Source organism: Massilia sp. YIM B02769, assembly GCF_030411995.1.
In the GTDB taxonomy this organism is placed as follows: domain Bacteria; phylum Pseudomonadota; class Gammaproteobacteria; order Burkholderiales; family Burkholderiaceae_D; genus Telluria.
In genome coordinates, this window is record NZ_JASNRC010000002.1 from 424,233 (window position 1) to 448,674 (window position 24,442).

General features: G+C 65.7%; 16 protein-coding genes and 1 riboswitch. Of the genes, 6 read left to right on the forward strand and 10 right to left on the reverse strand.

The window, feature by feature from the left end; translation table 11 throughout:
• Positions 1-207: 207 nt before the first annotated feature.
• Complete coding sequence (locus QPK31_RS04710; RefSeq protein WP_290421780.1) at positions 208-681, forward strand: hypothetical protein; 474 nt, start codon at positions 208-210, stop codon at positions 679-681.
• A 352-nt stretch (positions 682-1,033) separates the two neighbouring features.
• On the opposite strand, the gene QPK31_RS04715 is transcribed toward QPK31_RS04710, so the two are convergent.
• On the reverse strand, positions 1,034-2,896 hold the full coding sequence (locus tag QPK31_RS04715) for a glucokinase (RefSeq protein ID WP_290421781.1): 1,863 nt from the start codon (positions 2,894-2,896) through the stop codon (positions 1,034-1,036).
• Positions 2,896-4,524, reverse strand: coding sequence for an alpha-glucosidase family protein (locus QPK31_RS04720; RefSeq protein ID WP_290421782.1), 1,629 nt, complete (start codon positions 4,522-4,524; stop codon positions 2,896-2,898). Before QPK31_RS04720 ends, QPK31_RS04715 begins: the two co-directional genes overlap by 1 nt.
• A gap of 254 nt (positions 4,525-4,778) precedes the next feature.
• Here QPK31_RS04720 and QPK31_RS04725 point away from each other — a divergent pair, with 254 nt between their 5' ends.
• The gene (locus tag QPK31_RS04725; RefSeq protein ID WP_290421783.1) at positions 4,779-6,371 is read left to right on the forward strand and encodes an oligopeptide:H+ symporter; all 1,593 of its coding nucleotides are present in this window, start codon (positions 4,779-4,781) and stop codon (positions 6,369-6,371) included.
• Positions 6,372-6,553: 182 nt separating this feature from the next.
• Entirely contained in the window at positions 6,554-9,265 is a 2,712-nt protein-coding gene (locus tag QPK31_RS04730) for an alpha-1,6-glucosidase domain-containing protein (RefSeq protein ID WP_290421784.1), read from the forward strand.
• A gap of 266 nt (positions 9,266-9,531) precedes the next feature.
• Here QPK31_RS04730 and QPK31_RS04735 read toward each other — a convergent pair whose 3' ends face one another.
• Positions 9,532-11,025 carry a hypothetical protein gene (locus tag QPK31_RS04735; protein WP_290421785.1) on the reverse strand — a complete coding sequence of 498 codons (1,494 nt, stop codon included), beginning with the start codon at positions 11,023-11,025 and terminating at the stop codon, positions 9,532-9,534.
• 7 nt (positions 11,026-11,032) lie between these two features.
• Entirely contained in the window at positions 11,033-13,153 is a 2,121-nt protein-coding gene (locus tag QPK31_RS04740) for a TonB-dependent siderophore receptor (protein WP_290421786.1), read from the reverse strand.
• 165 nt (positions 13,154-13,318) lie between these two features.
• A riboswitch (cobalamin riboswitch) is annotated at positions 13,319-13,544 on the reverse strand.
• Positions 13,545-13,633: 89 nt separating this feature from the next.
• Between QPK31_RS04740 and QPK31_RS04745 the strand changes: the two genes are divergently transcribed.
• Positions 13,634-14,380 carry an AAA family ATPase gene (locus QPK31_RS04745; RefSeq protein WP_290421787.1) on the forward strand — a complete coding sequence of 249 codons (747 nt, stop codon included), beginning with the start codon at positions 13,634-13,636 and terminating at the stop codon, positions 14,378-14,380.
• 10 nt (positions 14,381-14,390) lie between these two features.
• On the opposite strand, the gene QPK31_RS04750 is transcribed toward QPK31_RS04745, so the two are convergent.
• The 4 genes from QPK31_RS04750 to QPK31_RS04765 all read right to left on the reverse strand — a co-directional run bounded on the left by QPK31_RS04750 (position 14,391) and on the right by QPK31_RS04765 (position 19,946).
• Positions 14,391-16,061, reverse strand: coding sequence for a response regulator (locus tag QPK31_RS04750; RefSeq protein ID WP_290421788.1), 1,671 nt, complete (start codon positions 16,059-16,061; stop codon positions 14,391-14,393).
• Entirely contained in the window at positions 16,051-17,496 is a 1,446-nt protein-coding gene (locus QPK31_RS04755) for an ATPase domain-containing protein (RefSeq protein WP_290421789.1), read from the reverse strand. Before QPK31_RS04755 ends, QPK31_RS04750 begins: the two co-directional genes overlap by 11 nt.
• Before the next feature lie 141 nt (positions 17,497-17,637).
• Complete coding sequence (locus QPK31_RS04760; RefSeq protein ID WP_290421790.1) at positions 17,638-18,084, reverse strand: GNAT family N-acetyltransferase; 447 nt, start codon at positions 18,082-18,084, stop codon at positions 17,638-17,640.
• A gap of 2 nt (positions 18,085-18,086) precedes the next feature.
• Positions 18,087-19,946 carry a glucokinase gene (locus QPK31_RS04765; RefSeq protein WP_290421791.1) on the reverse strand — a complete coding sequence of 620 codons (1,860 nt, stop codon included), beginning with the start codon at positions 19,944-19,946 and terminating at the stop codon, positions 18,087-18,089.
• 245 nt (positions 19,947-20,191) lie between these two features.
• Between QPK31_RS04765 and QPK31_RS04770 the strand changes: the two genes are divergently transcribed.
• Positions 20,192-21,514, forward strand: coding sequence for a helix-turn-helix domain-containing protein (locus QPK31_RS04770; protein ID WP_290421792.1), 1,323 nt, complete (start codon positions 20,192-20,194; stop codon positions 21,512-21,514).
• 819 nt (positions 21,515-22,333) lie between these two features.
• On the opposite strand, the gene QPK31_RS04775 is transcribed toward QPK31_RS04770, so the two are convergent.
• Positions 22,334-23,182, reverse strand: a complete 849-nt coding sequence (locus tag QPK31_RS04775) for a hypothetical protein (RefSeq protein WP_290421793.1) — start codon at positions 23,180-23,182, stop codon at positions 22,334-22,336.
• 124 nt (positions 23,183-23,306) lie between these two features.
• Here QPK31_RS04775 and QPK31_RS04780 point away from each other — a divergent pair, with 124 nt between their 5' ends.
• The gene (locus QPK31_RS04780) at positions 23,307-23,729 is read left to right on the forward strand and encodes a hypothetical protein (RefSeq protein WP_290421794.1); all 423 of its coding nucleotides are present in this window, start codon (positions 23,307-23,309) and stop codon (positions 23,727-23,729) included.
• Positions 23,730-23,748: 19 nt separating this feature from the next.
• Here QPK31_RS04780 and QPK31_RS04785 read toward each other — a convergent pair whose 3' ends face one another.
• Entirely contained in the window at positions 23,749-24,384 is a 636-nt protein-coding gene (locus QPK31_RS04785) for an SAM-dependent methyltransferase (protein ID WP_290421795.1), read from the reverse strand.
• Positions 24,385-24,442 lie beyond the last annotated feature (58 nt).

Below are 24,442 nucleotides of genomic sequence, written 5' to 3' on the forward strand. Positions count from 1 at the left end.
GGCCACACGGCATGTGCTCTGTGCGATATCAGGAATATCAATTGTTGGGGTCAATTCCATCAATTTTACGCATGAATTCATTTGTTGGCTTACGGCAACAATTGGTGAGAATTGCTTATGCTGCAAAACTCACGCGCCTACGCCGGCATTTGTCCATGGTCCACACATCGGCTAGTATGGCCCCACGTTTTTTGACAAGGTTCGATCATGATTGCACGCGGCTCCCTGTCCGCCCCTTCCCGTTTATTCAGCGCTTGCGTCCTTGCCGCTGCCGCCCTGGCCGGCTGCAAGGACAAGCAGGAACCGCCGCCGGCGCCGCCCGCCCCGCCGAAGGTGGAGAAGCCGGCCGAGCCGATCGTGACGCTCGACCAGGCCACAGCGGCCTTGCTGGCCCTGCCCGAGGTGAAGGAATGGTCGCGCGACATCGAGAAGCGCTCGCACGGCAAGGCGCATGGGGCGATCATCGAAGACGACCCCAAGCCGCGCACGCTCAACGGGCGGCAGTACTGGCAGCTGAGTTTTGTCGAGAACCGCGCCGACCGGGTGCTGCGGCGCGAGAGTTTCCTGGTGGCCCAGACGGGGAATGACATCCTGGTAGAAGATGCCGAGAACGACACGGTGATGTCGCTGGACGATTGGCGGCGCGGGGTACACAAGATCCGGCTGAAGTCGGCGGATTGAAGCCTCCAGTCCAGCACGATTGAGCTGAATCAAACTCGGCGGGTAGGTGCGGATTATCTTGGGGGTGCTGCCGGCCGATTCACCAGCGTTTCGCGGTAGACGCGTGGTGACTCCTCCCACGGTCGGCGGCACCTTCTTCCGTATGTCGGGGCGCGGGGATGGTGGTTGGGGATGGTGGTTGGGAATGGTGGTTGGGGATGGTGGTTGGGGATGGTGGTTGGGGATGGTGGGTTCAAGAACCCACCCTACGAACAGCACGCTACCGGGATGTGGTTAGGAATGGTGGGTTCGAGAACCCACCCTACGACCGCAGATGTAGGGTGGGTTCTTGAACCCACCAGATTCCAGGTCCCTAACTTCCCATGTGTGAAATCAACAAGCGCCCCACTTCCGACTGCGCCGCTTCCTTCTCGCGCCCATTGTGCGCATCAATCGATAAGCCCACCGCCATGATATCGATGAGCAGCAACTGCAGGATCCGCGAAATCATCGACAGGAAGCTGGTGCTGTCCTCGGCATGGTCCACCGCCAGGCACACGGTCGCCCTGCGCGCCAACGGCGACTGTCCGCTGCCGATCGCAATCACGTCCGCCCCGGCCGCACGCGCGATGTCCACCGCGCGCAGCAGCTCCGGCAACTGCCCCGACTTCGAGATCGCAATCACCACGTCGCCCGGCCCCAGCAAATCCGCCGCCAGCGCGAACAAATGCGCGTCGCCGTACAGCGCGGTTGGAATCCGGAAGCGGAAGAACTTGTGCTGCCCATCCAGCGCCACCACGCGCGAATTCCCGAGCGCGTAGAACTCGACCCGCCTGGCCTTGCTCACCAGCTCGATGGCGCGGTCGAGCGAGCGCACGTCCAGCTGGTCGCGGAATTTCAAAATGGCCGACACCGTGTTGTCGATCACCTTGGCCGACAGGTCATGCGTGCTGTCGCTGTTGCGCACCTGGCTGTGGCGCACCGGAATGGCGCCGGTCAGGCTGCTGGCGAACTTCAGCTTGAAATCGGCCAGCCCCAAAAAGCCGAGCGAACGGCAGAAGCGGATCACGGTCGGCTGGCTCACTTCGGCCAGGCGCGCGATGTCCGCGATCGGTTCGTTCAGCACCAGGCGCGGCTGCTCCAGCACCAGGGCGGCGACGCGCCCCTCGGCCGGCGTGAGTTCCTGCCGCAGGTGCTTGATGCGCTCCATCAGCGTGTTGGCGCCGCTGCGGCCGCGCAGGTGTTCCGACAAAATCGTCGCCACGCCGTGGAAGGCCGGATTCGGCGTGGTGATGACGTAGGTGGGAATGCTCGACAAATAGCTTGAAAAGCGGCCCTTGGCCTCGAAGCGCGCACGGAAGGGAGAGTGCATGAACCACTCGCCCATCCGCGGCACGATGCCGCCGCCGATGTACACGCCGCCGAATGCGCCCAGCGTCACCGCCAGGTTGGCGGCGGCCCCGCCCAGCATGCCGCAAAAGACTTCCAGCACCTCGAAGCAGAGCGCATCGCCCTCGTCCAGGGCGCCGGCGATGATGCGGGCCGCGCTGCGCGCCGGCGCATCCTGGATGCCGTTGCGCTGTGCGAGCGCGCGGTAGGTCAGCTCCATGCCCGGCCCCGAGATCAGGCGCTCGTTCGACACGTGCTGCCACTCGCGCCAGGCGAACTGCAGGATCGCGAACTCGCGCTCGTCGCTTGGCGCGAAGTTCATGTGGCCGCCCTCGCTGCCGAGGGTGACGAAACCGTCGGCGGTCGGGATCACGCCCGACACACCGAGACCGGTGCCCGGCCCCAGCACGCCGATCACCGCGTTCGATGCGGGCGCGCCGCCACCCACTTGCAGCAGGTCGTTCGGCGCCAGCACCGGAATCGCCATGGCCAGCGCCGTGAAGTCGTTCACCACCAGCAGCGTCGACAGGCCCAGCTCGCGCCGCAGCGCCTCGGTCGAGAATTCCCAGGCGCGGTTGGTCATGCGCACCTGGTCGCCGTTGACGGGATTGGCCACCGCAAAGGCGGCGTGGTGCAGGGTCAGGTCCGCATGCTCGCGCAGGTAGTGCTGCAAAAGCGGCACGATGCCGTCGAAATCCTCGCAGCGCAGCACCGCCACCGAACGGAAGGTGCCCGGTGCCGTCTGCAAGGCGAAGCGCGCGTGCGTTGCGCCGATGTCGGCCAGCAGGCGCGGGCCATCGGCAAACGCGGTGCGCGCGAACTTTTCTGGCTCGTGCCCGCCCCCCATCAGGCGACAGTACCGAACCAGGCGCCGTAGGCCGGCAGGGTCACGCGGCCGTTCGCCGCCTCGCCCGGCAGGCCGTGGCCTTCCAGGTCCTGCGCCTGCACGGTCTCGGCCCAGTCGAAGCTCACCGGCTGGCCCGACAGGTTGAAGGCGGCCAGGATGGTCGGCTCGCCATCGAGCGTGCGGCGCAGCGCCAGCACCGGCTCCGGCGCTTCGAAGAAGGAGATGCCGCCGCGGGTCAGCTGCGGCAGGCTTTGGCGCCAGTGAATGATGCGGCGTGCGGCGCTCAGGCTCGAGGCCGGGTCCTTGTCCTGCACCGACACGGCAGCGATGCGGTGCGGCTCGGCCACCGGCAGCCATGGCTTGCCTTCGGTGAAACCGGCGTTCGGCGCCGCATCGGTCCACGGCATCGGCGTGCGGCAGCCGTCGCGGCCCTTGAACTCGGGCCAGAAGGTGATGCCGTACGGGTCTTGCAGCAGCTCGAAGGGCACGTCGGCTTCCGGCAGCGCCAGTTCATCGCCCTGGTACAGGCAAGGCGTGCCTTTCAGCGACAGCTGCATCGCCAGCACCATCGCCGCAAAGTCGACCGGCGCATCCTCGCCGCGCCAGCGCGTGACCACGCGGATCGCGTCGTGGTTACCGACCGACCAGGAAGCCCAGCCGCCCTGCACGCGCGCCTCGAATTCCTCGACCTGGGTGCGGATGTGCCTGGCCGTAAATTCCGGCGTCAGCAAATTGAAGCTGTAGGCCATGTGCAGCTTGTCGCCGTCGGCCGTGTACTCGGCCATGCATGCCAGGGCGTCGTCGGCGCCGACTTCGCCGATCGACACGGCGCCGTATTCGTTCAGCAGCGCGCGGATCTTGCACAGGAAGGCCAGGTTTTCCGGACGCGTCTTGTCGTAGATGTGGGACTGCATGCCGTAGGGGTTGACGTCGGTGACCGAGGCGGTGTCGCGCTTGGTGGCCGGCGGATTGCTGCGCAATTCGGTGTCGTGGAAGTGGTAGTTGCAGGCATCCATGCGCACGCCGTCGACGCCGCGCTCGAGCCAGAAGCGCAGCGCGTCCAGGTGGGCCTTCTGCACGTCGGGGTTATGGAAGTTCAGCTGCGGCTGGCTGACCAGGAAGTTGTGCATGTAGTACTGCTTGCGGCGCGTGTCCCACTGCCATGCCGAACCGCCGAAGACGGCCATCCAGTTGTTCGGCGGGTTGCCGTCCGGGGCGGCGTCGGCCCAGACGTACCAGTCCGACTTCGGATTGTCGCGGCTGGCGCGGCTTTCGACGAACCACGGGTGGGCGTCGGCGGTGTGCGCCATGACCTGGTCGATCATGATCTTCAGGCCGAGCGAGTGCGCCTTGGCGACCATCGCGTCGAAGTCGGCCAGGGTGCCGAACAGCGGGTCGACGTCGCAGTAGTCGGAGATGTCGTAGCCGAAGTCCTTCATCGGCGACTTGAAGTAGGGCGAGAGCCAGACGATGTTCACGCCCAGGCTGGCGATGTAGTCGAGCTTCGCGGTGATGCCCGGAATATCGCCCACGCCGTCGCCATTCGTGTCGAGATAGCTGCGCGGGTAGACCTGGTAGATGATGGCTTCGCGCCACCAGTCGTTCGTTTGCTTGGTAGTCTGGGTCATGACGTGGGGAGTCCGGTTGGGTTGCTGATTTTTACGTAATATACAGCAACTTTTGCAACATTACAATCTTCGAAAACGCTGCCGATCCATGCAAATATTCTTTGCATTCAAAGGCTTACTTGCAAATACTATTTGCATGGCGTGAAACAAAAGTAGCTAAACTACGGTTCAGTGATGTCAACATCAATTTTCCGGTTGCCAAGACCGCAAGGGCGTCATAGCATCCCGGGTTAATTCACTCACAGGACGAGTCCATGAACCAGCCGACCACGCCCTCCAGCGGACGCATGCCCCGCCAGATCCCGTACATCATCGCCAACGAAGGTTGCGAGCGCTTCAGCTTCTACGGGATGCGCAACATCCTGACGCCCTTCCTGATCTCGACGCTGCTGCTGTTCCTGCCGGAGTCCGAGCGTACCGGCGAAGCCAAGCACGTGTTCCACACCTTCGTGATCGGCGTGTACTTCTTCCCGCTGCTGGGTGGCTGGCTGGCCGACCGTTTCTTCGGCAAGTACAACACGGTGTTCTGGCTCAGCCTCGTCTACTGCGCCGGCCACGCCTGCCTCGCCATCTTCGAGGACAACGTGAAAGGCTTCTACCTCGGCCTGGGCCTGATCGCGCTCGGCTCGGGCGGCATCAAGCCGCTGGTGTCGAGTTTTGTCGGCGACCAGTTCGACCAGACGAACAAGGACAAGGCGAAGATCGTGTTCGACGCCTTCTACTGGATCATCAACTTCGGCTCCTTCTTCGCATCGCTCCTGATGCCGCTGTTCCTGAAGAACTACGGGCCGGCGGTCGCCTTCGGCATCCCCGGCATCATGATGTTCATCGCGACCATGGTGTTCTGGAGCGGGAAGAAGAAGTACGTGCACGTGCCGCCCGCCGCGCCGAACCCGCACTCGTTCTCGCGCGTGGCGCGCACCGCGCTGTCCACCAACGGCGCCGGCCGCACCGTCGCCATGGTCGGTTTGTTCGGCGCGATCGCCTCGCTGCTGATGTCGCCAAGCTGGGGCTTCGTGATCGCGGCCTGCACGGCGCTGGTGCTGCTGCTGGCCTTTGTCGGCATGGGGATCTCGATGCAGCTGGAACGCGCACGCGGCCACCACCCCGACGATGCGGTGGACGGCGTGCGCGCGGTGCTGCGCATCCTGGTGGTGTTCGCGCTGGTCACGCCGTTCTGGTCGCTGTTCGATCAGAAGGCCTCGACCTGGATCGTCCAGGCGAACTCGATGATCACCACCTTCTCGGTATTCGGCAACGAGTTCACCCTGCTGCCGGCCCAGATGCAGGCGCTGAACCCGCTGCTGGTGATGCTGCTGATCCCCTTCAATAACCTGGTGCTGTTCCCTATGCTGCAAAAGATCGGCATCACGCCGACGCCGCTGCGCCGCATGACCTCGGGCATCGCCTTCTCGGCCTTGTCGTGGCTGGTGATCGGCGCGATCCAGGTGTCGATGGACGCCGGCACGCCAACCTCGATGGCCTGGCAGATCCTGCCCTACGCGCTGCTGACCATGGGCGAGGTGCTGGTCTCGGCCACGGGCCTGGAGTTCGCCTACAGCCAGGCGCCGGCCTCGATGAAGGGCGCGATCATGGCGCTGTGGAGCCTCGCGGTCACGGTGGGCAACCTGTGGGTGCTAGTGGTGAATGCGGCGGTGAAGAACGACGCGGTGGTCAATTCCATCGCCGGGTCGGGCCTGAGCGTGATCGCGTTCCAGATGTTCTTCTTTGCCGGCTTCGCGGCGCTGGCGGCGGTGGCGTTCGGGTTGTATGCGAAGCGGTACAAGATGGTGGATCACTATCGCAGCCTGGATTCGTCGAAGTCGCCGTCGGCGGCGAAGGTCTAGGCGCTTGGTGTTTCCGGCTTCGATTTCGGGCCGGGTCGCTTATCGCTAACTATCAACGCGTGGGCACGGGGCGCCCACCCTACCTATTCGCAGCCGCAGACGTTTGCATGCGTAGGGTGGGCGCCCCGTGCCCACGCGTTCAAATCACGCTCGCATTCACGCGCGTCACCACAACCGACAACATGATCCGAACTGTCCCCTTCGCTCTCGCCACCGCCCTCGCCTCCTCCGCTCACGCCGCAATTTCCCTGGACGCCTGCAACGGCCCCGCCACCACCACGCTGGCCGCCGCCCCGCATGCACTGGAAGCCCGCGCCGTCTGGCTGAACCGCGCGCTGGCGAAGTGGCCCGGCTCGCCGAGCGACGGCAAGTTCAAACTCCACCACTCCCCCACGGCAGCCATCGAAACCATCGTCGGCCGCAAGGTCAAGGGCGCCGCCGGCGCACTCGACCTGGAGAGCACCAACGCCGTTCCAAAAGACGCTGCCGAGCGCTTCCAGTACCTCGCCGCCGGCCCCGTCCTGAAGCTGGCCGACAAGGACCTCGCCCGCCTCCCTGCCCTGCACCGCGAACAGCTCGTGCTGACACGGGAAGCCCCCGACGGCACCGTGCTCGCCGCGACCCGCCTGCAAGCCGCCGGCGCCCTCGACGATCTGTACGCCGCCGCCGAGCAGGTCCCCGACCTCGGCGCCACGCCTGCCAGGAAGCGCACCGGCTTCAAGCTCTGGGCCCCCACCGCGCAGCAGGCCGCCGTCTGCGTCTTCGACAGCGGCAGCAGCCGCGCCGGCGCCGTGCACCAGCTGGCACTGGACCCCGCCACCGGCGTCTGGAACGCCCAGGCCCCGGCCGACCTCTCGGGCCGCTACTACACCTACGCCGTCGACGTGGTCAGCGAACAGGCCGGCCTGGTGCGCAACCTGGTCACCGACCCGTATTCGGTCAGCCTGAGCACGGATTCGCAGCGCAGCTACATCGCCGACCTCGACGCCGCCAAGCTCAAGCCTGCCGGCTGGGACAAGGAACGCGCCCCGCAAACGGTGAGGTCGCCGGTCGACATGGCCGTGTATGAACTGCACGTGCGCGACTTCTCGCGCGACGACGAGACCGTGCCGCCCGCGAAGCGCGGCAAGTACACCGCCTTTGGCGAATCGGACTCGAACGGCATGCGCCACCTGAAGGCCCTGGCGCAGGCCGGCATGACCGACATCCACCTGCTGCCCGTCTACGACATCGCCAGCATCCCGGAAAAGAACTGCGCCCGGCCCCAGCCCACCGGCGCACCCGACGGCGACACCCAGCAGGCATTGATCCGCAAGACCGCCCACACCGACTGCTACAACTGGGGCTACGACCCCTGGCACTACAACGCCCCGGAAGGCAGCTACGCCAGCGACCCGGCCGACGGCGCGCGCCGCATCGTCGAGTTCCGCGAGATGGTGATGCATTTGCACCGCGCCGGCCTGCGCGTGGGCCTGGACGTGGTCTACAACCACACCTTCGTGGCCGGGCAAGACGGCAAGTCGGTGCTGGACCGCGTCGTCCCCGGCTACTACCACCGCCTGAACGCCAAGGGCGCCATCGAGCGCTCGACCTGCTGCGACAACACCGCCACCGAAAACCGCATGATGGGCAAGCTCATGATCGACTCGGCGGTGCTGTGGGCCAGGCACTACAAGATCGATTCCTTCCGTTTCGACCTGATGGGCCACCAGCCGCGCGCGGCGATGGAGCGCCTGCAAGGCGCGGTGGACAAGGCCACCGGCCGCAGCGTGCAGCTGCTGGGCGAAGGCTGGAACTTCGGCGAAGTGGCGAATGGCGCGCGCTTCGTGCAGGCCTCGCAGCTGTCGCTGAACGGCAGCGGCATCGGCACCTTCAGCGACCGCGCGCGCGATGCCGTGCGTGGCGGCGGCGCCGGCGATTCGGGCGAGGCGCTGGTGAGCCGCCAGGGCTGGATCAACGGCCTGGTCTACGACCCGAATGCGAAAGCCGGCGCACGCCCGGCCACGGAACTGCTGCGCGCCGCCGACATGGTGCGCATCGGCCTGGCCGGCACCCTGCGCAGCTACCCGCTCGCCACGTTCGAGGGCAGCACGCGCAAGCTGGAAGACATCGACTACAGCGGCCAGCCGGCCGGTTACGCCAGCGAGCCGGGCGAGACCGTCAACTATGTGGAGAACCACGACAACCAGACCCTGTACGACAACAACGCGTTGAAGCTGCCGCTGGAGACCAGCAGCGCCGACCGCGCGCGCGTGCAGGTACTGGGCCTGGCGATTACCGCCTTCAGCCAGGGCATCGCCTATTACCACGCCGGCTCGGACATCCTGCGCTCCAAGTCCCTGGACCGCAACAGCTTCAACTCGGGCGACTGGTTCAATCGTCTCGACTGGACTTACCAGACCAACCATTTCGGCACCGGCCTGCCGCCTGCGGACGACAATGCGAAGGACTGGCCGCTGTTCAAGCCGCTGCTGGCGAATGCCGCCCTGCGCGCGCAGCCGGCGGACATCGCCTTTGCGCGCGACGCCTTCCGCGACCTGCTCGCGATCCGCGCCAGCACCACGCTGCTGCGCATGCGCACGGCCGAGGATGTGGCGCAGCGCCTGCGCTTCTTCAACACCGGGCCGCGGCAGGAGCCGACGGTGGTCGCGGCCACCATCGACGGCAAGGGTTATGCCGGCGCGCGCTTCGGTAGCCTGACTTACCTGATCAACGCCGACAAGGTGGCGCACGTGGTCACCGACGCAGGGCTGCGCGGCAGGCAGCTGCGTTTGCATCCGGTGCACACGGCCGCCGGCGCAGGCGACAAGCGCGCTGCCACTGCGGGCTATGACAGCGTCAATGGGACGTTCAGCATTCCGCCGCGGACGGCGGTGGTGTTTGTGGAGGATTGAAGGCGGGCGGATGTGGGGCTGTTGCCTGATACGGTGTGGGTGTGCATGATCCGCGTGGGCACGGAGTGCCCACCCTACGGGAGATGTTATCGGCAAGTTCGAGCAAATCCCGTTGGTTTTCGGATGAGCTCGCCCGAAACGCTTCCCGTACGGTGGGCACCCTGTGCCCACGCGGATCAAACACACCACTACCGCCTCAGGCAACAGCCCCAATCCCGCAAGCAAACCCACCCCACCAGCCACGCTCCGGCAATGTTCGCGCTATCCTACCGCGCCCGATTCGAACGAGCCTCCCCCCGGCGCCGGGCCGGCGCCAGCACCCGCCAGGCCAGCACGCAGCCCGTGCTGCACAGCACCAGTCCCAGCACACACAAGCCGAGCAGCAGCGAAACACGCAACAGCGGCCGCGCCAGCAGCGGCGCGAAGTCGAAGCTGTGCAGGCCGTTGTACAGCACGCGCTGCCACGGCGTGCCGCTATCTGCGCGCAGCAGCAGGCGCGCCGATGCGGGATCGGCATACAAGGTCACGCCATCGGCCCATGCGGCGCGCCAGACCGGCAGCGGCCGGGTATGGGTGCCGGCCTCCCCCGCCGGCTCGCGCGAATAATACAAACCATCGTACTGCGCCAGCCGCGTCAGCACCGGCGCGCCCGCCCCCGCCTCGTCGACACGCAGCGTGGACAAGGCGGCCGTGACGGCGGCGCGCGGCAAGGCCGGCAGCACGGCTTCATTGGCACGGTCCGCGCTCACCAGCACCTGGTCGGCCGGGCCCGCCGCGCCGCGCAGGCGATACCAGCTGCGGCCCTGCAGCTGCACCAGGTCGATCTCGCGCGTTGCCGGCCGCGCGGCCAGTGCCAGCGCCTGCGCCGGGTTGACGCGGAGCGCGGCCGGCTCGCCAATCCAGGCCGTGCGCTCGCCCGGCGTCGCACCGCGCGGCGAAAACACCCCGAAGGGATTCATCGACAACAGACCGGAGAATATCCAGGTCACGCAGGCCACGCCCGCGGCCAGCCCCACGATATGGTGCCAGCGCATCCAGAACTTCCGATACGGAATCCACCGGCTGCGGTTCAGGTACAGCTGCCAGACGCCCAGCGCCAGGCCGCTCGCGGCCAGCAAGACGCCCGGCAGCGACAGCCACACCACCACCCCGTTCCACAATTCCGGCCAGCGCCGCAGCTGGGTGAAGTACAGCCAGTGTGGCACCGCGCCGACCCAGTTCCAGGCGCGCTCGGCGCGGCGCGTGTCGAGCACCACCTCGGCGGCGCCGGGCGAGACATACAGTTCCAGCCCGTCGGCGCCGGCCATCGCCACGCGCACCAGCGGCCGGTGCGGGTTGTAGCCCTGCGCGACCGTCCACTGGTCGCGTTCCAGGCGTTCGGCATGCAGGGCGCGGCGGCCGCTGAAGCGCTCCGCCACCTGCGCCGCCTCGGCGTCGGACAGGGCCGCCAGCGCCGCGCCGTCGCGCGCATCGAGGGTGAGCCAGCGCTTGTCGCTGCTTAGTATGCGCCACACCGGCACCACGCCGTGCATGCCCAGGCGCGCCTCGCTGAAGGCGACATCGGCGCGCGCCGCAGCCTCCTGCGCGCCCAGGCAGCAGCCGTCCAGGCGCAGCGGCGCCGTCCCGGCCAGGCGCTCGTCCACGCCCAGGGCGGGAAACGGCACGTAGACCATCACGATGCCGCTGGCGAACCACATCAAAAATAGCAGCGCCAGGCCCACGCCCAGCCATTTGTGCAGGAAGATCAGCGCCTTTTTCATCGGCGCGTCAGAAGCTGGAGCGCGCCGTCAGCTGCACGGTGCGCGGCGCGCCCAGCAGCCAGCGCAGGCCACCGCTGCCGGACAAGGCATAGTCGCGGTCGGCCAGGTTCTTGACGGCCAGCGTCAGGGTCAGCGCAGGCGACTGGCGCCAGGCCAGGGAGGCGTCGAGCACGGTGTATGCCGGCAGGCTGACCGTGTTCGCCGCATTCGATTCGCGCAGGCCGACGTAGCGCGCACCCAGGCCGGCATCCCACTGCGGCAGGAAGCGGTAGCGGGTCCAGACGCTGGCGGTACGTTCCGGCACGCCGGCCGGGGTATTGCCGTCGCGCGAGACCGCCTGGCCGGCCACGACCTCCTTGAAATCGTCGTAGCGGGCGCGCAGCACGGCGGCGTTCGCGTCGATCGTCCAGCCGCGCAGGAGCTCGGCGGCAAAGGCGACTTCGAGCCCGGTCGAGGATTGCTGGCCGATCTGCTGGGCCACGCCCGGGTTGTCCGGATCGCGCGACAGCAAATTGCGCTTCTCGATGCGGTAGGCGGCCAGCGTCCACTCGCCTTTCAGCGCCGGCAGCGCGCCCTTGGCGCCGAACTCGAGCTGGCGGCCGCGGGTCAGGTCGAAGCTCACCGAGCCGTTCGGCAGCGCCAGCGCGCCGCTCAATGGATCGGTGGCGGTGCCGAACTGGCCGTAGACCGACACCTGCGCATTCGGCGACCACACCGCGCCCAGACGTCCGGTGACCGGCGCATACTTCTTGCCCAGGGCGACCCCGCTGCGCAAATCGCGGTGATCGAAATCCATGGCGTCGCGGCGCAGGCCGGCCACCATCTTCCAGCCGGGGGCGATGTCGAGCATGTCTTCGGCATACAGCGCGCGCGTTTCCAGTTCGGCGCGGCGGCCGGGGATGGTCGGCACCGGGCTCACGAACAGTCCCGGCGCGAAGTCGTAAGGGTCGACCGTGCTGGCGCCGCCATACGGCGCGTTATTGCTGTGCACCAGGCGCGTGCGGTACCAGTCGAAGCCGACCACCACCCGGTTCGCCAGGCCGCCGATGCGGCCGTCGACGACCGCGTCGAAGCGGTTGCCATACTGCTCCTGGTCGTGCAGGATTTCCAGGTAGTCGCCACGGTTCACCATGGTGCCGGCGGCGTTCAGGGTATAGGTTTCGGCGTTACGCCAGTGGCGCTTGCTGGTCAGGTAGTAGCTCTCGTTACGCAGGCGCACTCCCGGTGCGGCGCGGTAATCCAGGCGCAGGCGGCCGATGCGGTCGTTGTAGCGCACCAGGGCGTCGTCGACGTTGAAGCTGATGCGGCGCAGGCTGGGGTCGGGTTTTCCATTACGCAGCGGCGTGCCGAAGTAGCGCGCGTCGTCGTTGCGGCCCGCGTCCAGGCTCAGGGTCGCGCTCAGGTCGGCGTTGACGCGCCAGGCCAGCGCGCCCGATACATTCTGGCGCTCGTAGCCGTTGTCGCGCCGGTAGCCGTCGCTCTTTTCCGCGTCGGCGTACAGCGAGTAGGCCAGGCTGTCGTCGATCGGTCCGCTGAAGCCGACGCCGGCCTGCCAGGTGCCGTACGAGCCGGCGCCGAACAGGGCTTCGCGGCGGCTGCGCCCGAACTGCGGCTGCTTCGTCACGTAGTTCACGGCCGCGCCGATGGCGCCGTCGCCATACAGCACCGATGCCGGGCCGCGCAGCACTTCCACCGCTTCGAGCGGCCAGGTGGAGAACGGGTAGCTGATGGTGCCGGCGGCAACCACCAGGCGCGTGCCGTCCACCAGCTGGGCCACCGAATTGTGGCCGCCGAAGCCGCGCGCCGACAGGCTGCTGCCGCCATTGCCCGGCGCCGGCGCCTCGCTCATGCCGGGCATGCGAATGGCCACGTCCTGGGCGCGCGTGAGGCTGCGTTCGGCGATGTCGGCGGCGCCCAGCGTGCTGACGCTGGCCGGCGTCTCGCGTGCGCTCAGGCCCAGGCGCGAGCCGGTGCCGTTGCTGTCGTCGAGCGACAGGCCGGCCGGCGCCTGGCGCGACTCGGTGATGTGGACGGTGGCGAGGGGCTGCTCTTCGGCCTTGCCGTGGGCAGAAGCGGCGAGCGCGAGCGAAGCGGCGGCCCACGCCGCCTTTTTCAAGCGAAGGTTCATGACGATCCCGGAAAGTGACCGGTGCGCGCCGGTTTCCTTCTACGGACGCGCCGGGGCCTGCGAAACCGCGCGCGCAAGAAAGCGGCGCATGCGTCCGCACGCCATGCACAAGCCAAAGCCGGAAAAACAACGCACACCCAACAGACAAGACCACACCCCGGGTCTTGCACAATCAATGTGAACGGCCGGTCTTCTGGCTCGCCGTCGTCCTCCCCGGTTCCTGCCTTCCCGCGCTGGTAGTCCCAGATGCAGTGGCGTTGAACCGGTTCGTCAGGCTTACAGCAGCGGGGGCTGCGCCGGAATGGCGGGGATGGCTATCCCGCGCGTCACCGGCTTCCCGTTTCACCCTTCCATCGGTCGATGGAAGGACACCGTTCACTCAAGCGGGGGATTGTACCGTCAAGTGTCGAGGCTTGTCATCGGATAAAGAGGCGCATGCCGCTAGAATGAAAGCCCATTGGCCCGATGCGGAGCGTCGACATGAAAAACCGCCCCTACCTGTCCGAAGTCAGCCTCAAGCCGTCGGCCGCCGCGCACGCGGGCGCGTTTCCGTTTTCCCTGCCCGTGGTGCGTTCGCTCGGCCGCTTGCCCATGCATCCGCAGGTGACCTTTTTCGTTGGTGAAAACGGCTCGGGCAAGTCGACGCTGCTGGAAGCGATCGCGGTGGCGATGGGGCTGAATGCCGAAGGCGGCAGCCGCAATTTCAATTTCACGACGCGCGCCTCGCACTCGGCCCTGCACGAACACCTGCGCCTGGTACGCGGCATCTCGCTACCGCGCGACGCCTACTTCCTGCGCGCCGAAAGCTTCTTCAACGTCAGTACCGAGATCGACAGGCTGGACCGCGAACCCGGCGGATCGGGCCTCATCGATTCCTACGGCGGCAAGTCGCTGCACGAGCAATCGCACGGCGAAGCCTTCCTCACCCTGTTCATGGAACGCTTCGGCGGCAGAAGCTTCTTCGTCCTCGACGAACCCGAGGCCGCCCTCTCGCCGCAGCGCCAGCTCGCCATGCTGAGCCGCCTGCACGACCTGGTGCGCGAGGGCAGCCAGTTCCTGGTCGCGACCCATTCGCCGATCCTGATGGCCTACCCGGACGCCATCATCTACGAGTGCGGCGCCGGCGGCATCCGCAAGGTGGCCTACGAAGACACCGAACACTACCGCGTGATGCACGACTTCATCGCCAACCCGCAGCGCATGCTGAAGGTGCTGCTGGAGGATTGAACCCTTCCCGTCATCGACCGGCTCCCTCGAGCGCGCTGGAGATGGCCTGGGCCAACGCCGCCAGCGTGTAGGGTTTGCGCAGGAACTGGACCTGCAGCGACGCCAGCCGGCCCGGATCGACCAGGTAGCCGCTGGTCAGCACCACCGGCAGGCCGGGGTGGCGGCTGGCGAGCCAGTGCACCAGGCCGATGCCATCCATACTGCCCGGCATCATCACATCCGACAGGACCAGGTCGATCTCGCTGAAGTCGGCCTCGATGGCGGCGTCGGCGCTGTCGACCAGCACGATCTCGGCGTCGAGCACGGACAGCAGCGACGACATGGTTTCCGCCACGACCGGGTTGTCCTCGACGCACAGGATACGCGCGCCGGCCAGCGCATGCGCGGACACCTCGGTTGCGGCGGCCTGGCTCGCCTGGGCCTCGCCGGCGCCGCGTGGCAGCAGCATGCCCACCGTGGTGCCGCGCCGTTCGCGCCGGATAAAGGCAAGGCCGTGGCTCTGGCTGGCAAAGCCATGGACCTGGGACAGGCCCAGGCCGGTTCCCTTGCCGACCGACTTGGTCGTGAAGAAGGGCTCGAAGGCCTGGCGCGCGGTTTCTTCGGACATGCCTGCGCCGTCGTCGGTGAGGGTAATGCAGACGTAGTCGCCGTCCAGATCCTCGCCTTCCGGCCAGGCCGGATCGGGTAAAGACATGTTCCGGGCCGCCAGCACCAGGCGGCCGCCCTCGGGCATGGCATCGCGCGCATTGCCGGCGATGTTCAGGAGGGCCGCGTCGAGCTGGGCGGGATCGACCGATACCGGCCACAAGGCATGCATGAGGAGCAGCTCCAGGGCGACTGCGGGACCGCCCGCCGCGCGCAGCATGTCGGCCGCGGCATGCAGGTACAGCGACAAGTCCAGGGTGACGTTGTTCAGGGGCTGGCGCCGCGCATAGGCGAGCAGCTGCTGGGTGAGCGCCGCGCCGTGTCCCGCCGCGCGCCGGATGCTGTCGAGCGCCCGCCCGGTACGTTCGTTGGCGTCCTTGGCAAGCAGCATGCGCAGCAGGGTCTCCGAGCCCGAGATCACTTGCAGGATGTTGTTGAAATCGTGGGCCACGCCGCCCGTCAGGCGCCCCAGCGACTCCAGCCGGCGCGCCTCGGCCAGCGCGCGCTCGGCGCGGCGGCGCTCGCCGATCTCGCGCTCCAGCGAAGCGGTGCGTTCCTCCACGGCCGCTTCGAGCGTACTGGCATGCCGCTCGAGCGCCTGCCAGTGCGCGCGCACGGCGAACTGCAGGCGGCGCGTGCGCAGGGCCGCGCGGATCGACATCAGCAGCACTTCGCGCGCCGTCGGCCGTTCGAGCAGGGTGATGTTGCCGATGCGCGCCAGACGCGCGAAGCGCTGGCTGTCGATCTTTGCCAGGTCGGGTCCGGCCAGGGCCAGGAATGGCAGGTCGGACCATGCCGGCTGGCGCCGCAGGGCGGCGTCGAGATCGTCCAGCGCGCAGCGTGCCAGTCCCTCCTCGGTGACGACGGCGCACCATGCCTGTTCGTCCAGGCTGGCGTAGAAGCTCGCGGCATCGGCGCAGGCGCGCACGGCCACGCCTTCGGCTTCCAGCATCCCGCGCAGCGCCGCCGCGTCGCCCTCGACCGGCGCGAAGACGACGGCGCTGGCGGCGCCGGGGGCGCTTTCGTCAGGACTCAAGATTCGCCACCCCGATCTCGTCGACCGGCACCGCGACGCGGCCGCCGATCTCGATGCCTGCATCGGTCAGGTGCAGTTCGCACACGTCGTGCTCGTGCCGACCGTCGCGCCGCTTCAGGGCGCAGATCGCCTTGTGCACGACGTTCTCGTGCTCGTAGTAGCGCAGCGAGATGATGTTGTCGGTGATGATGCTCAGCGCATCCGGCTCCTTCGAGGTATCCAGCCGGGCCGAATGCGCGCCGATGATGATCGACGTCACGTTCATGTTGCTCAGGTAGGAAAACAGTTCGTTCATCTGCAGCAGCAGCGACTTTTCCTCGCGGATGACGTCGAGGTAGGAGTTGATGCAGTCGATGATGACCAGGCGCGCACCGCGGTCCTCGACGATGCGCCGCACTTTCCAGATGAATTCTCCCGGCGAGATGCGCGAGGGATTGACGCGCTGCAGGTGGAAGCGGCGCTGCTCGTCGGTCGCGGCATCCTGGTGCATGTGCGCGACCATGCGCGAACGCAGCGTGCTTTCGGATTCGTCGAAGCTGAAGTAACCGACATGGCAGCCGCTTTCCACCGCCGCCAGCGCATATTGCAGGGCCACGGTGGACTTGCCGGAGCCGGAAGGGCCGACGATCATGGTGGAGCTGCCGGCGCTCAGGGCGCCGCCGACAAGCCGGTCGAGGCTCTCGACATTGCTGGACATGTCGCGCACGCCGTCCTCGCGCCGGTGCTCCTGTGCGATCAGGCTGGGGAAGACCAGGATCTCGCTCTTCTGGATCGCGTAATCGTGCCAGCCGCTCTGGAAGTCGCCGCCGCGCAGTTTGACGACGCGCAGGCGGCGCCGCGCCGCGCCGAAGCTGCGCTCCAGCTGCTCCAGCGTCACCACACCGTGCACCGCGCTCTGCAGCTCGTATTCGCGGCCGTCGGAGGTCAGGTCGTCGAGCATCATGACCGTGGCATCGAGCCCGGCCAGGCGCTGGCGCAGGTCGATGATCTGGCGTCGGTAATGCGGACTGTCGCGGGCCAGCAGGCGTACCTCGACCATCGAATCGATGACCACGCGCTCGGCCCCGCTTTCGGCAATCCGGTCGGCGATCCGGCCCACCAGGGCCGACAGTTCGGTGTCGGTCGGCAGCAAGATGGTCTGCGCCGAGGCCGTCTCCGGCGGCAGGGGCATGATTTCCTCGACCGCGATCCCGTCCAGCAACCAGCCGTGGCTGCGCGCGGTGGCCAGCAGTTCTTCGCGGCTTTCGGACAGGGTCAGGTAAAGGCAGCGCTGGCCGGTGGAGGCGCCGTGGATCAGGTAGCGCAGGCCGAGCGTGGTCTTGCCGGTGCCGGGCCGGCCTTCGATCAGGTGCACGCGTTGGCGGATCAGGCCGCCGCGCAGGACAGCATCCAGTTCGGGAATGCCGGTAGGAATTCTTTCGATATCGTGGTGCATGGCTGTCTTTGGAGAAAAAAATAAATGCCGCAGCGAAGAATTAACACTGTCTTGACATTCTAGACCATGCAGCGGACATATTATTTTTATCACAACAATGGAGTGCGGCAATATTCTTGCCGGTGCCGGATGCCGCCGCCGTCAGTGCAGGCGGATCTCCGCCACCATCTCGTGGTTGCAGTCGATCCCGATCTCGACGAAGCCGAAGCTTTTATAAAAGGCGCTGGCGCGCTCGTTGTGCGGGTGGTAGCAGATGTTGATGAGCCGGACGTCCGGCCGGGCCTTGATCTCGTCGAGCAGCAGTGCCATCGCACGCCGCCCGATGCCCTGCGACTGCAGCGGGAAGTCGACCATGAAGCGGTAGATGCCGTAGCAGCCGGGCCGGCCGTCGTCCTCGCGGTTGTACAGCGCGAAGCCGACCGGCCGCTCGTCCTGGTAGATCGCGCGCGGCACCAGCACGTCGTAGAACTTCGCCTGGGCGATCGAATAGGCATTGGTGTGCAGCAGGTCGCGCTGGTGCGCGGGCAGCTCCATGTCCATCAGCGCCTCGAAGTTTTCCTCGGTCACGTCACGCAAGGTGATCGTCATGGTCATACATCCAGGTGCGAAATCAGCAGCTTGCGCTTCTCGATGTCGCCGTTCTCGCCGGCCTGGTCGCCCAGCGAAATCCCGACCGCCATGATGTCGATCAGGAGCAGCTGCAGGATGCGCGAGATCATCGACAGGAAGGTCGTGCTGTCCTCGGTGTGGTCGACCGCCAGGCAGACGTTCGCCTTTTTCGCCAGCGCCGATTTGCTGCTGGTGATGGCGATCACGCTGGCGCCGGCCTTGCGCGCCGCGTCCACCGCGCCCAGCAGTTCGGGGGCCTGGCCGGCGGTGGAAATGGCTACCACCACGTCGCCCGGCTGCAGCAGTTCGGCCGCCAGCTGGAACAGGTGGGCGTCGCCGTGCGCCGTGGTCGGGATGCGGAAGCGGAAGAATTTATGCTGGCCGTCCAGCGCCACCACGCGCGCATTGCCCATCGCGTAGAACTCGACCTTGTTGGCGCGCCGCAGCAGCTCGATGGCGCGGTCGATTGCATGCACGTCCAGCCCGTCGCGGAACTTCAGGATCGCCGACACGGTGTTGTCGATCACCTTGGCTGACAGGTCATGGGTGCTGTCGCTCATGCGCACCTGGCTGTGGCGCACCGGGATCGAGCCGGTCAGGCTGCCGGCGAATTTCAATTTGAATTCGGCCAGGCCCTGGAAGCCGAGCGAGCGGCAGAAGCGGATCACGGTCGGCTGGCTGACGTCCGCCAGGCGCGCGATCTCGGCGATCGGCTCGGACAGCACTTTGCGCGGATGCTCCAGCACCAGGCTTGCTACGCGCTGTTCGGCCGGCGACAGTTCGTGCTGCAGGTGCTGCACGCGCTCCATCAGCGTGTTGGCGCCGCTGCGCCCGCGCAGGTGTTCCGACAAAATCGTCGACACGCCGCGCAGCGCCGGATTCGGCGTCATGATGACGTAGGTCGGGATCTGCGCCAGGTAGTCGGTGAAGCGCCCTTTCGCTTCGAAGCGTGCGCGGAACGGCGACGTGGCAAACCAGGGCGCGATGCGCGGCACGATGCCGCCGCCGATGAAGATGCCGCCAAAGGCGCCCAGCGTCACCGCCAGGTTGGCGGCCGCGCCGCCCAGCATGCCGGCGAAGCATTCCAGCACTTCGAGACAGAGCGGTTCGTTTTCCTCGAGTGCGCAGCTGACGATCTCCGCCGCCGTGCGGACCGGCGCCGTGGCCTGCACGCCGTTGCGTTCGGCCAGCGCCCGGTAGACCAGCTCCATGCCGGGACCGGACAGGATACGTTCGTTCGACACGTGCGGCCATTCGCGCCAGGCGTACTGCAGGATCGCGAACTCGCGCTCGTCGGCCGGGGCGAAGTTCACGTGGCCGCCTTCGCTGCCGAGGGTGATGAAGCCGTCGGCGGTCGGGATCACGCCCGACACGCCCAGGCCGGTGCCGGCGCCAAGCACGCCCGCCACCGCATGCGGCGCCGGCTTGCCGCCGCCAATCTGCAGCACGTCGTTGGCGCCGAGGCCGGGCAGCGCCATCGCCAGCGCCGTGAAGTCGTTGACGATCAGGAGGGTCGACCAGCCCATCGTCCGCCGCACCTCGTCGGTGGAGAACTGCCAGTCGCGGTTGGTCATGCGCACCAGGTCGCCGCTGATCGGGTTCGCCATCGCAAAGGCCGCGTGCGCGATGCGCTCGCCGCCATGCGCATGGAGATAGGCGTTCAGCAGCGGCACGATGCCGCTGAATTCGTCGCAGCGCAGCACCGCGGTCTGGCGCAGCACGCCGGGCGCCGTCTCGAGCGCAAAGCGGGCATGGGTGGCGCCGATGTCGGCCAGCAGGCGCGGACCATCGGCGTAGGAAGCACGGCTGGATTTTTGTTCGTTGTCTGGTACGGTGCTCATTTGCTCTACGGCTGGGATACCTCTGGAGCCGCACAGGATAGCATTGATTCATTGCTACCAAAACAAGTCTGGTGAAGTTTACAACGTGTGCCGTTTAATGATACCCGCGCTGCTATTTGCATCACACGTCCGCCAGGACGTTGGGCCTCTTCAGTCAGCACGCACCCATTTACGTCGTGTTTATGCCGCTTGAGCGACATTTACTCCTTCAGGCATGATGGCACCAGTTCAAACATGAGGCGAATATGGGACGACCAACCTTCAAAATCGACCAGCACCGGCTTCGCGCACTACGCGAAGAGAAGAATCTGACGCAAGCAGCGCTCGCCTTTTTAGTGGCGCAACATTTGGGTACACCAGAAACCGAAACCCTTTCGCGCCACTACCAACGCATCGAGGAAAACGGACAAACCAGCATTCGATATGCAAACGCACTTGCGGCATTGCTGGGAGTATCGATGGCGGTACTTCAAGGCATCGACGATCCAGACCCCTCCGCTTATCTCGACCATATCGAGAAGTTGATCGGGGACCAACTTTCGACCGGCACCAATCATGCATTGCAAGACATGCTGGCAAAGCAAGCCAGCCGGGATGAGACAAGCGCGCTGCGCTATTTGGCTGAAGACATCGCCGAAGCGATCGAGGGAGCCTTGTTGGTCCGAAACCCAGTCAAGATTGCCGAACTTCTTCGGCTAACGCGGCTCTCTGAAGCAGAGTTACTGGCACCGGCAAATGTCAGGGGCTTCTGGTTCATTTCAGTGCGTTCGCGGACTATCAACTGCACGGAAGTCGTCGATGCCGTCTCGTCCGTCAACTATCGTATAGGCGAGATCATGCGGGAATTCCTTAGCCACCATCCTCACGACAGCAGCGTACGCATGTGGCGCGATCGACCATGGGTCCGTCTCGAAATCTACCGGCCGCGAACCAGGGACCGGATGCACGTCGATTTCACGCGCTTCCAGCCACATGCAGGAGGCCTGAAATGGATTGACTCCTCCTGGCGCGACGATTTCTTTTTAGAGCCGGGCATCACCGAACACGCTTTCGCGAACGCCGATGTGGTCACCGGGTTTTCCGGCCACACTGTCCCAGGCGACCTGCACCGTCTGCGCCTGATCGTTACCGAACACGACGGACATTACGACAAGGTCCTGCGCAGAATGGTGATTCGCGGGGATATTGACAACTTGCCGGAGACAGTCGAAGACAACTTTGCCGCCGAATGCCTGAGCCGCGTGCTGTTCGTGAACTGGCTGACAGCAGGATTAAGGATGGCGCTGATGCCGTATCTTGCCCGGCGTCCGGCGCCCGATTGGCACGTTACCAGCGATGCTGTGGGGGTGAATATCACGCTCGAGAACCCGCGTTTTCCTGGCCCTGTGCTAGCGGATTTGCGATACCGCATCCATCTGGTAGAGGAAACCATGCCTAGTGAATTCGTCCACGTTCCGGTACGCGAAAAAGACAATGTTGACTTGCAGACCAAGATCAAGGAATGGCTGGCTGAAGGATATGACAGGATCGACACCGCCGATTCTGTGCCGGAATTCGAACCCATTTAGTACGGCTTGCCCCGAGCTGTACGCTCTACTCATCCGGGGAAATAAAGGAGAACGACCATGTTTGCACGACTTGAAAACGCACCAAGTAAAACCGGCAACCCTTCGGGAGGTGGACGCGGCAACAACAACCCAAAAGGCAAGTAAAAAAGACGGCGGGGCTTCTGGATTACCCGGGTAGACCTGCCTTGTCGACGCCAATCTCAGCGGGGATATAAAAAAGCCGACCTGAGTATCCATCGGTAGTGGTTTGCCGGCTCTCCGAGCATCAAACGCTGTGAAGGCGCTGCTCCGCCATCGCACGGCGCGCATTCCCATGGTGACGCACGCCGATAACACAAGCAGCACCCAGCAGGCTATCAGGAGGAATCCGCCGAAGAGCGTTTGGCCCGCCGATCCGAGTGTCCATGCGTAGACGAAGAATCCCGCACATGGCGCCGCCGCGACGAGCAGCACGGCCTGCTTCATATCCGACATATGCCAGGTCGACAAAGGCAGAAAGAAGACCAGCGCCGAAATCGCCACGCCGGCTAAACCGTTGACGACCTGTCCTTTGCCGATGTCCGTCAACGCCCCGTTCGTAAAACCGGCTCCAACGAAACTGTATTCCTTGGTGACCGCTTTCCCGTCTTCCTCCACTACGGAATCGCACTGGGACAGCGGAAGCACGAAGCAAAGCGCGATCAGGAGCGACGAACAACGACGCACCAGGTGCAGCCACCAATTGGTTTGCATGATTATTCTCCGGAGAAGCGTTCGTATGGCGGAAAACGCCCCAGTACTGCCCTCCACGCCGCATCCGCCGTGCCGGCGGCTATGCCCTTACTCCTTCCTGTTGCAGGAGTGGGTGCTGCCTTCCGCGTTCGTCGCCATCAGGCCGGTCAGCGTGCCGGCGCCGTCGTAGGTCATGGCAATCGTACGCTTGTCGGGCATTCCCACGCCGAGCGTCACGTTGGCGCCGTTGTCGTCGAACGCGATCGACTCGAAGGCCGCGCTATTCATATCGAACGCGTCGCCGCCGATCTTGACGACGGCATCGTCGATCTCGACGTCGAGATCGCGCCGCACCAGAAGGTTCTTGGTGTCGAGGCAGCTGACGGTCTGCTTCTTCCTGTTGAAGAATTTCGCCATGGACTTGTGGAACGGCTCGGCGTTGATTTTATCGACACCGCTCACGTCGCTGCACGTCAGGCTGACGTCATCGCCGCTGAAGATAATGCTGCCCTTGCCAGTCTCTCCGGAATGCAGGGTCAGCAGGCCAGCCTTCTCGGGCTCCATGGCAAAGATCGCGGTGGTTGCGTACTCGCCCTTGTCGTTAGCGACACGCATCAGCGAGGTCTTCCTGGCTTCGCGAAAATCGATGTCGATGCCGCCGGCAGCCGCCTTGCCGTCGGCGCCGAGCGCAACCGAGCCGTCCATCTTGCGCCCGTCCGGCATGCGCACGCAGGCGCCGCCATAGTTGCCGGCCACGAGCGGACCGACGGCCGGCCAGTAATCCATCTTCGGCGGCGGTGGCGGCGGTGCTTCGTCGGCCGGCGGATTGCCCTCCTGCGCCTCGCTGGCGGCCTGGGCCTGCGCATCCTCGCCGGCGGTGTCGTCGTTCTTCTTGCTGCAGGCAGACAGCAGCAGGCTCAGGGTCAGGAAGGACAGCAATGCGGTGCGACGAATCATGCAAGCTCCATGCAAAAAGAAGCGTACGCTAGCATAAAAATGTTGCAAGTTGTTGTTTGAAAAGACGTACGGGATTTGCTGCCAACCCTTGCCACGGCAGTCAAGCTAGTACTATTGAGAGGGGTTGAAACTTGAGCTGCGGGCCGTGATGAAATATTATAAATTTGCTACATCATCGGCTTTTTATCGACCGTTCGCCAAGGGGACCCGCATGAACCGCATGAAGCAACTGGCAGTAATAGCACTGGTGTTCGGCGCCGCGCAGGCGGCATGTGCGCATGAAAGCGGCGCGGGCACCCAGGCGGCGCCTGCCGCCAGCGCGCAAACCGCCGCGCAGGTGCCGGCAGGAGCCACAAGCCGCGAGCTTGTCGTGGACGTCAAACGTACCAGTCAGCTCGTCAAGAGTGCCGGCGGCAGCGCGCAAATCAACACCGACGCTTACTCCACGACCACCGAATACATTTATGTCACGACCATCTTTGCCTATAACCTGGCCGGCGAACTGGTCGACATGAAGTCTTCCGAGATCCGCACCCCGCGCAATTGAGACCGCGTTCGATGCCGCTTTAGCGCGGATAGGTGAACCCGGTCCGGATATCCATCGGCAGCAGCCTGCTCCCCTCGCGTACCATCAGGCGCTGCGGCGGTTCCTCGCCCGCCAGCGCGCGCCAGATGACGGGCAGGCCTTCGCCCTTGCGCAGCAATTCGTCGCAGCGCTCGTAGACGTTGTTGCAGCCGGTCGCCTTGATCAGCGCCTGCACGATCGCCACCTTCCACAAGTCGACGCCGCCGGAATTGAACTGGCACACCAGGTAGCCGTCGGCGCCGCCATAGCCGTGCGCCAGCAGGCCCGGCAAGCCGTCCTTTTCGCCATCGACCAGCTGCACCAGTGCCTGCGGATCGGCGTCGCGCAGCGCCTGCGCGCGGCGTTCGACGGCGGCCTGCACGCGGCGCTTGATCAGCGCGTGGTCGATCGGTTCTTCCTCGCGCAGGGTCCAGACACGGGCCGCGATCTGCGACTTGGCGTTGTAGGCGGCGCGCGCCAAAAACTTGCGCGACGAGGATTGCACGATGGCGGTGCTGCCCGGCTTGTTGCGCTCCTGCGGCTTGCCGTCGACTTTCTCGATGGCGGAAACGTAGATCCAGGGGTCGCCGGCAAGGATGGACTTTTCCTTGCCCTGTTTGATGGTGATGATGAGCATGTGCGGCTTTCGTATTCAGGGGCGGGATGATACAGCAAGCCGCCGCCCCTGCCCTCCC

What these genes read in the sequence shown, in the direction of transcription:
- QPK31_RS04755 (WP_290421789.1), bottom strand. Translation starts at nt 17,496, where the DNA reads ATGCACCACGATATCGAAAGAATTCCTACCGGCATTCCCGAACTGGAT.
- QPK31_RS04715 (WP_290421781.1), bottom strand. Translation starts at nt 2,896, where the DNA reads ATGGGGGGCGGGCACGAGCCAGAAAAGTTCGCGCGCACCGCGTTTGCC.
- QPK31_RS04745 (WP_290421787.1), top strand. Translation starts at nt 13,634, where the DNA reads ATGAAAAACCGCCCCTACCTGTCCGAAGTCAGCCTCAAGCCGTCGGCC.
- QPK31_RS04720 (WP_290421782.1), bottom strand. Translation starts at nt 4,524, where the DNA reads ATGACCCAGACTACCAAGCAAACGAACGACTGGTGGCGCGAAGCCATC.
- QPK31_RS04740 (WP_290421786.1), bottom strand. Translation starts at nt 13,153, where the DNA reads ATGAACCTTCGCTTGAAAAAGGCGGCGTGGGCCGCCGCTTCGCTCGCG.
- QPK31_RS04765 (WP_290421791.1), bottom strand. Translation starts at nt 19,946, where the DNA reads ATGAGCACCGTACCAGACAACGAACAAAAATCCAGCCGTGCTTCCTAC.
- QPK31_RS04775 (WP_290421793.1), bottom strand. Translation starts at nt 23,182, where the DNA reads ATGATTCGTCGCACCGCATTGCTGTCCTTCCTGACCCTGAGCCTGCTG.
- QPK31_RS04760 (WP_290421790.1), bottom strand. Translation starts at nt 18,084, where the DNA reads ATGACGATCACCTTGCGTGACGTGACCGAGGAAAACTTCGAGGCGCTG.
- QPK31_RS04770 (WP_290421792.1), top strand. Translation starts at nt 20,192, where the DNA reads ATGGGACGACCAACCTTCAAAATCGACCAGCACCGGCTTCGCGCACTA.
- QPK31_RS04785 (WP_290421795.1), bottom strand. Translation starts at nt 24,384, where the DNA reads ATGCTCATCATCACCATCAAACAGGGCAAGGAAAAGTCCATCCTTGCC.
- QPK31_RS04725 (WP_290421783.1), top strand. Translation starts at nt 4,779, where the DNA reads ATGAACCAGCCGACCACGCCCTCCAGCGGACGCATGCCCCGCCAGATC.
- QPK31_RS04710 (WP_290421780.1), top strand. Translation starts at nt 208, where the DNA reads ATGATTGCACGCGGCTCCCTGTCCGCCCCTTCCCGTTTATTCAGCGCT.
- QPK31_RS04735 (WP_290421785.1), bottom strand. Translation starts at nt 11,025, where the DNA reads ATGAAAAAGGCGCTGATCTTCCTGCACAAATGGCTGGGCGTGGGCCTG.
- QPK31_RS04730 (WP_290421784.1), top strand. Translation starts at nt 6,554, where the DNA reads ATGATCCGAACTGTCCCCTTCGCTCTCGCCACCGCCCTCGCCTCCTCC.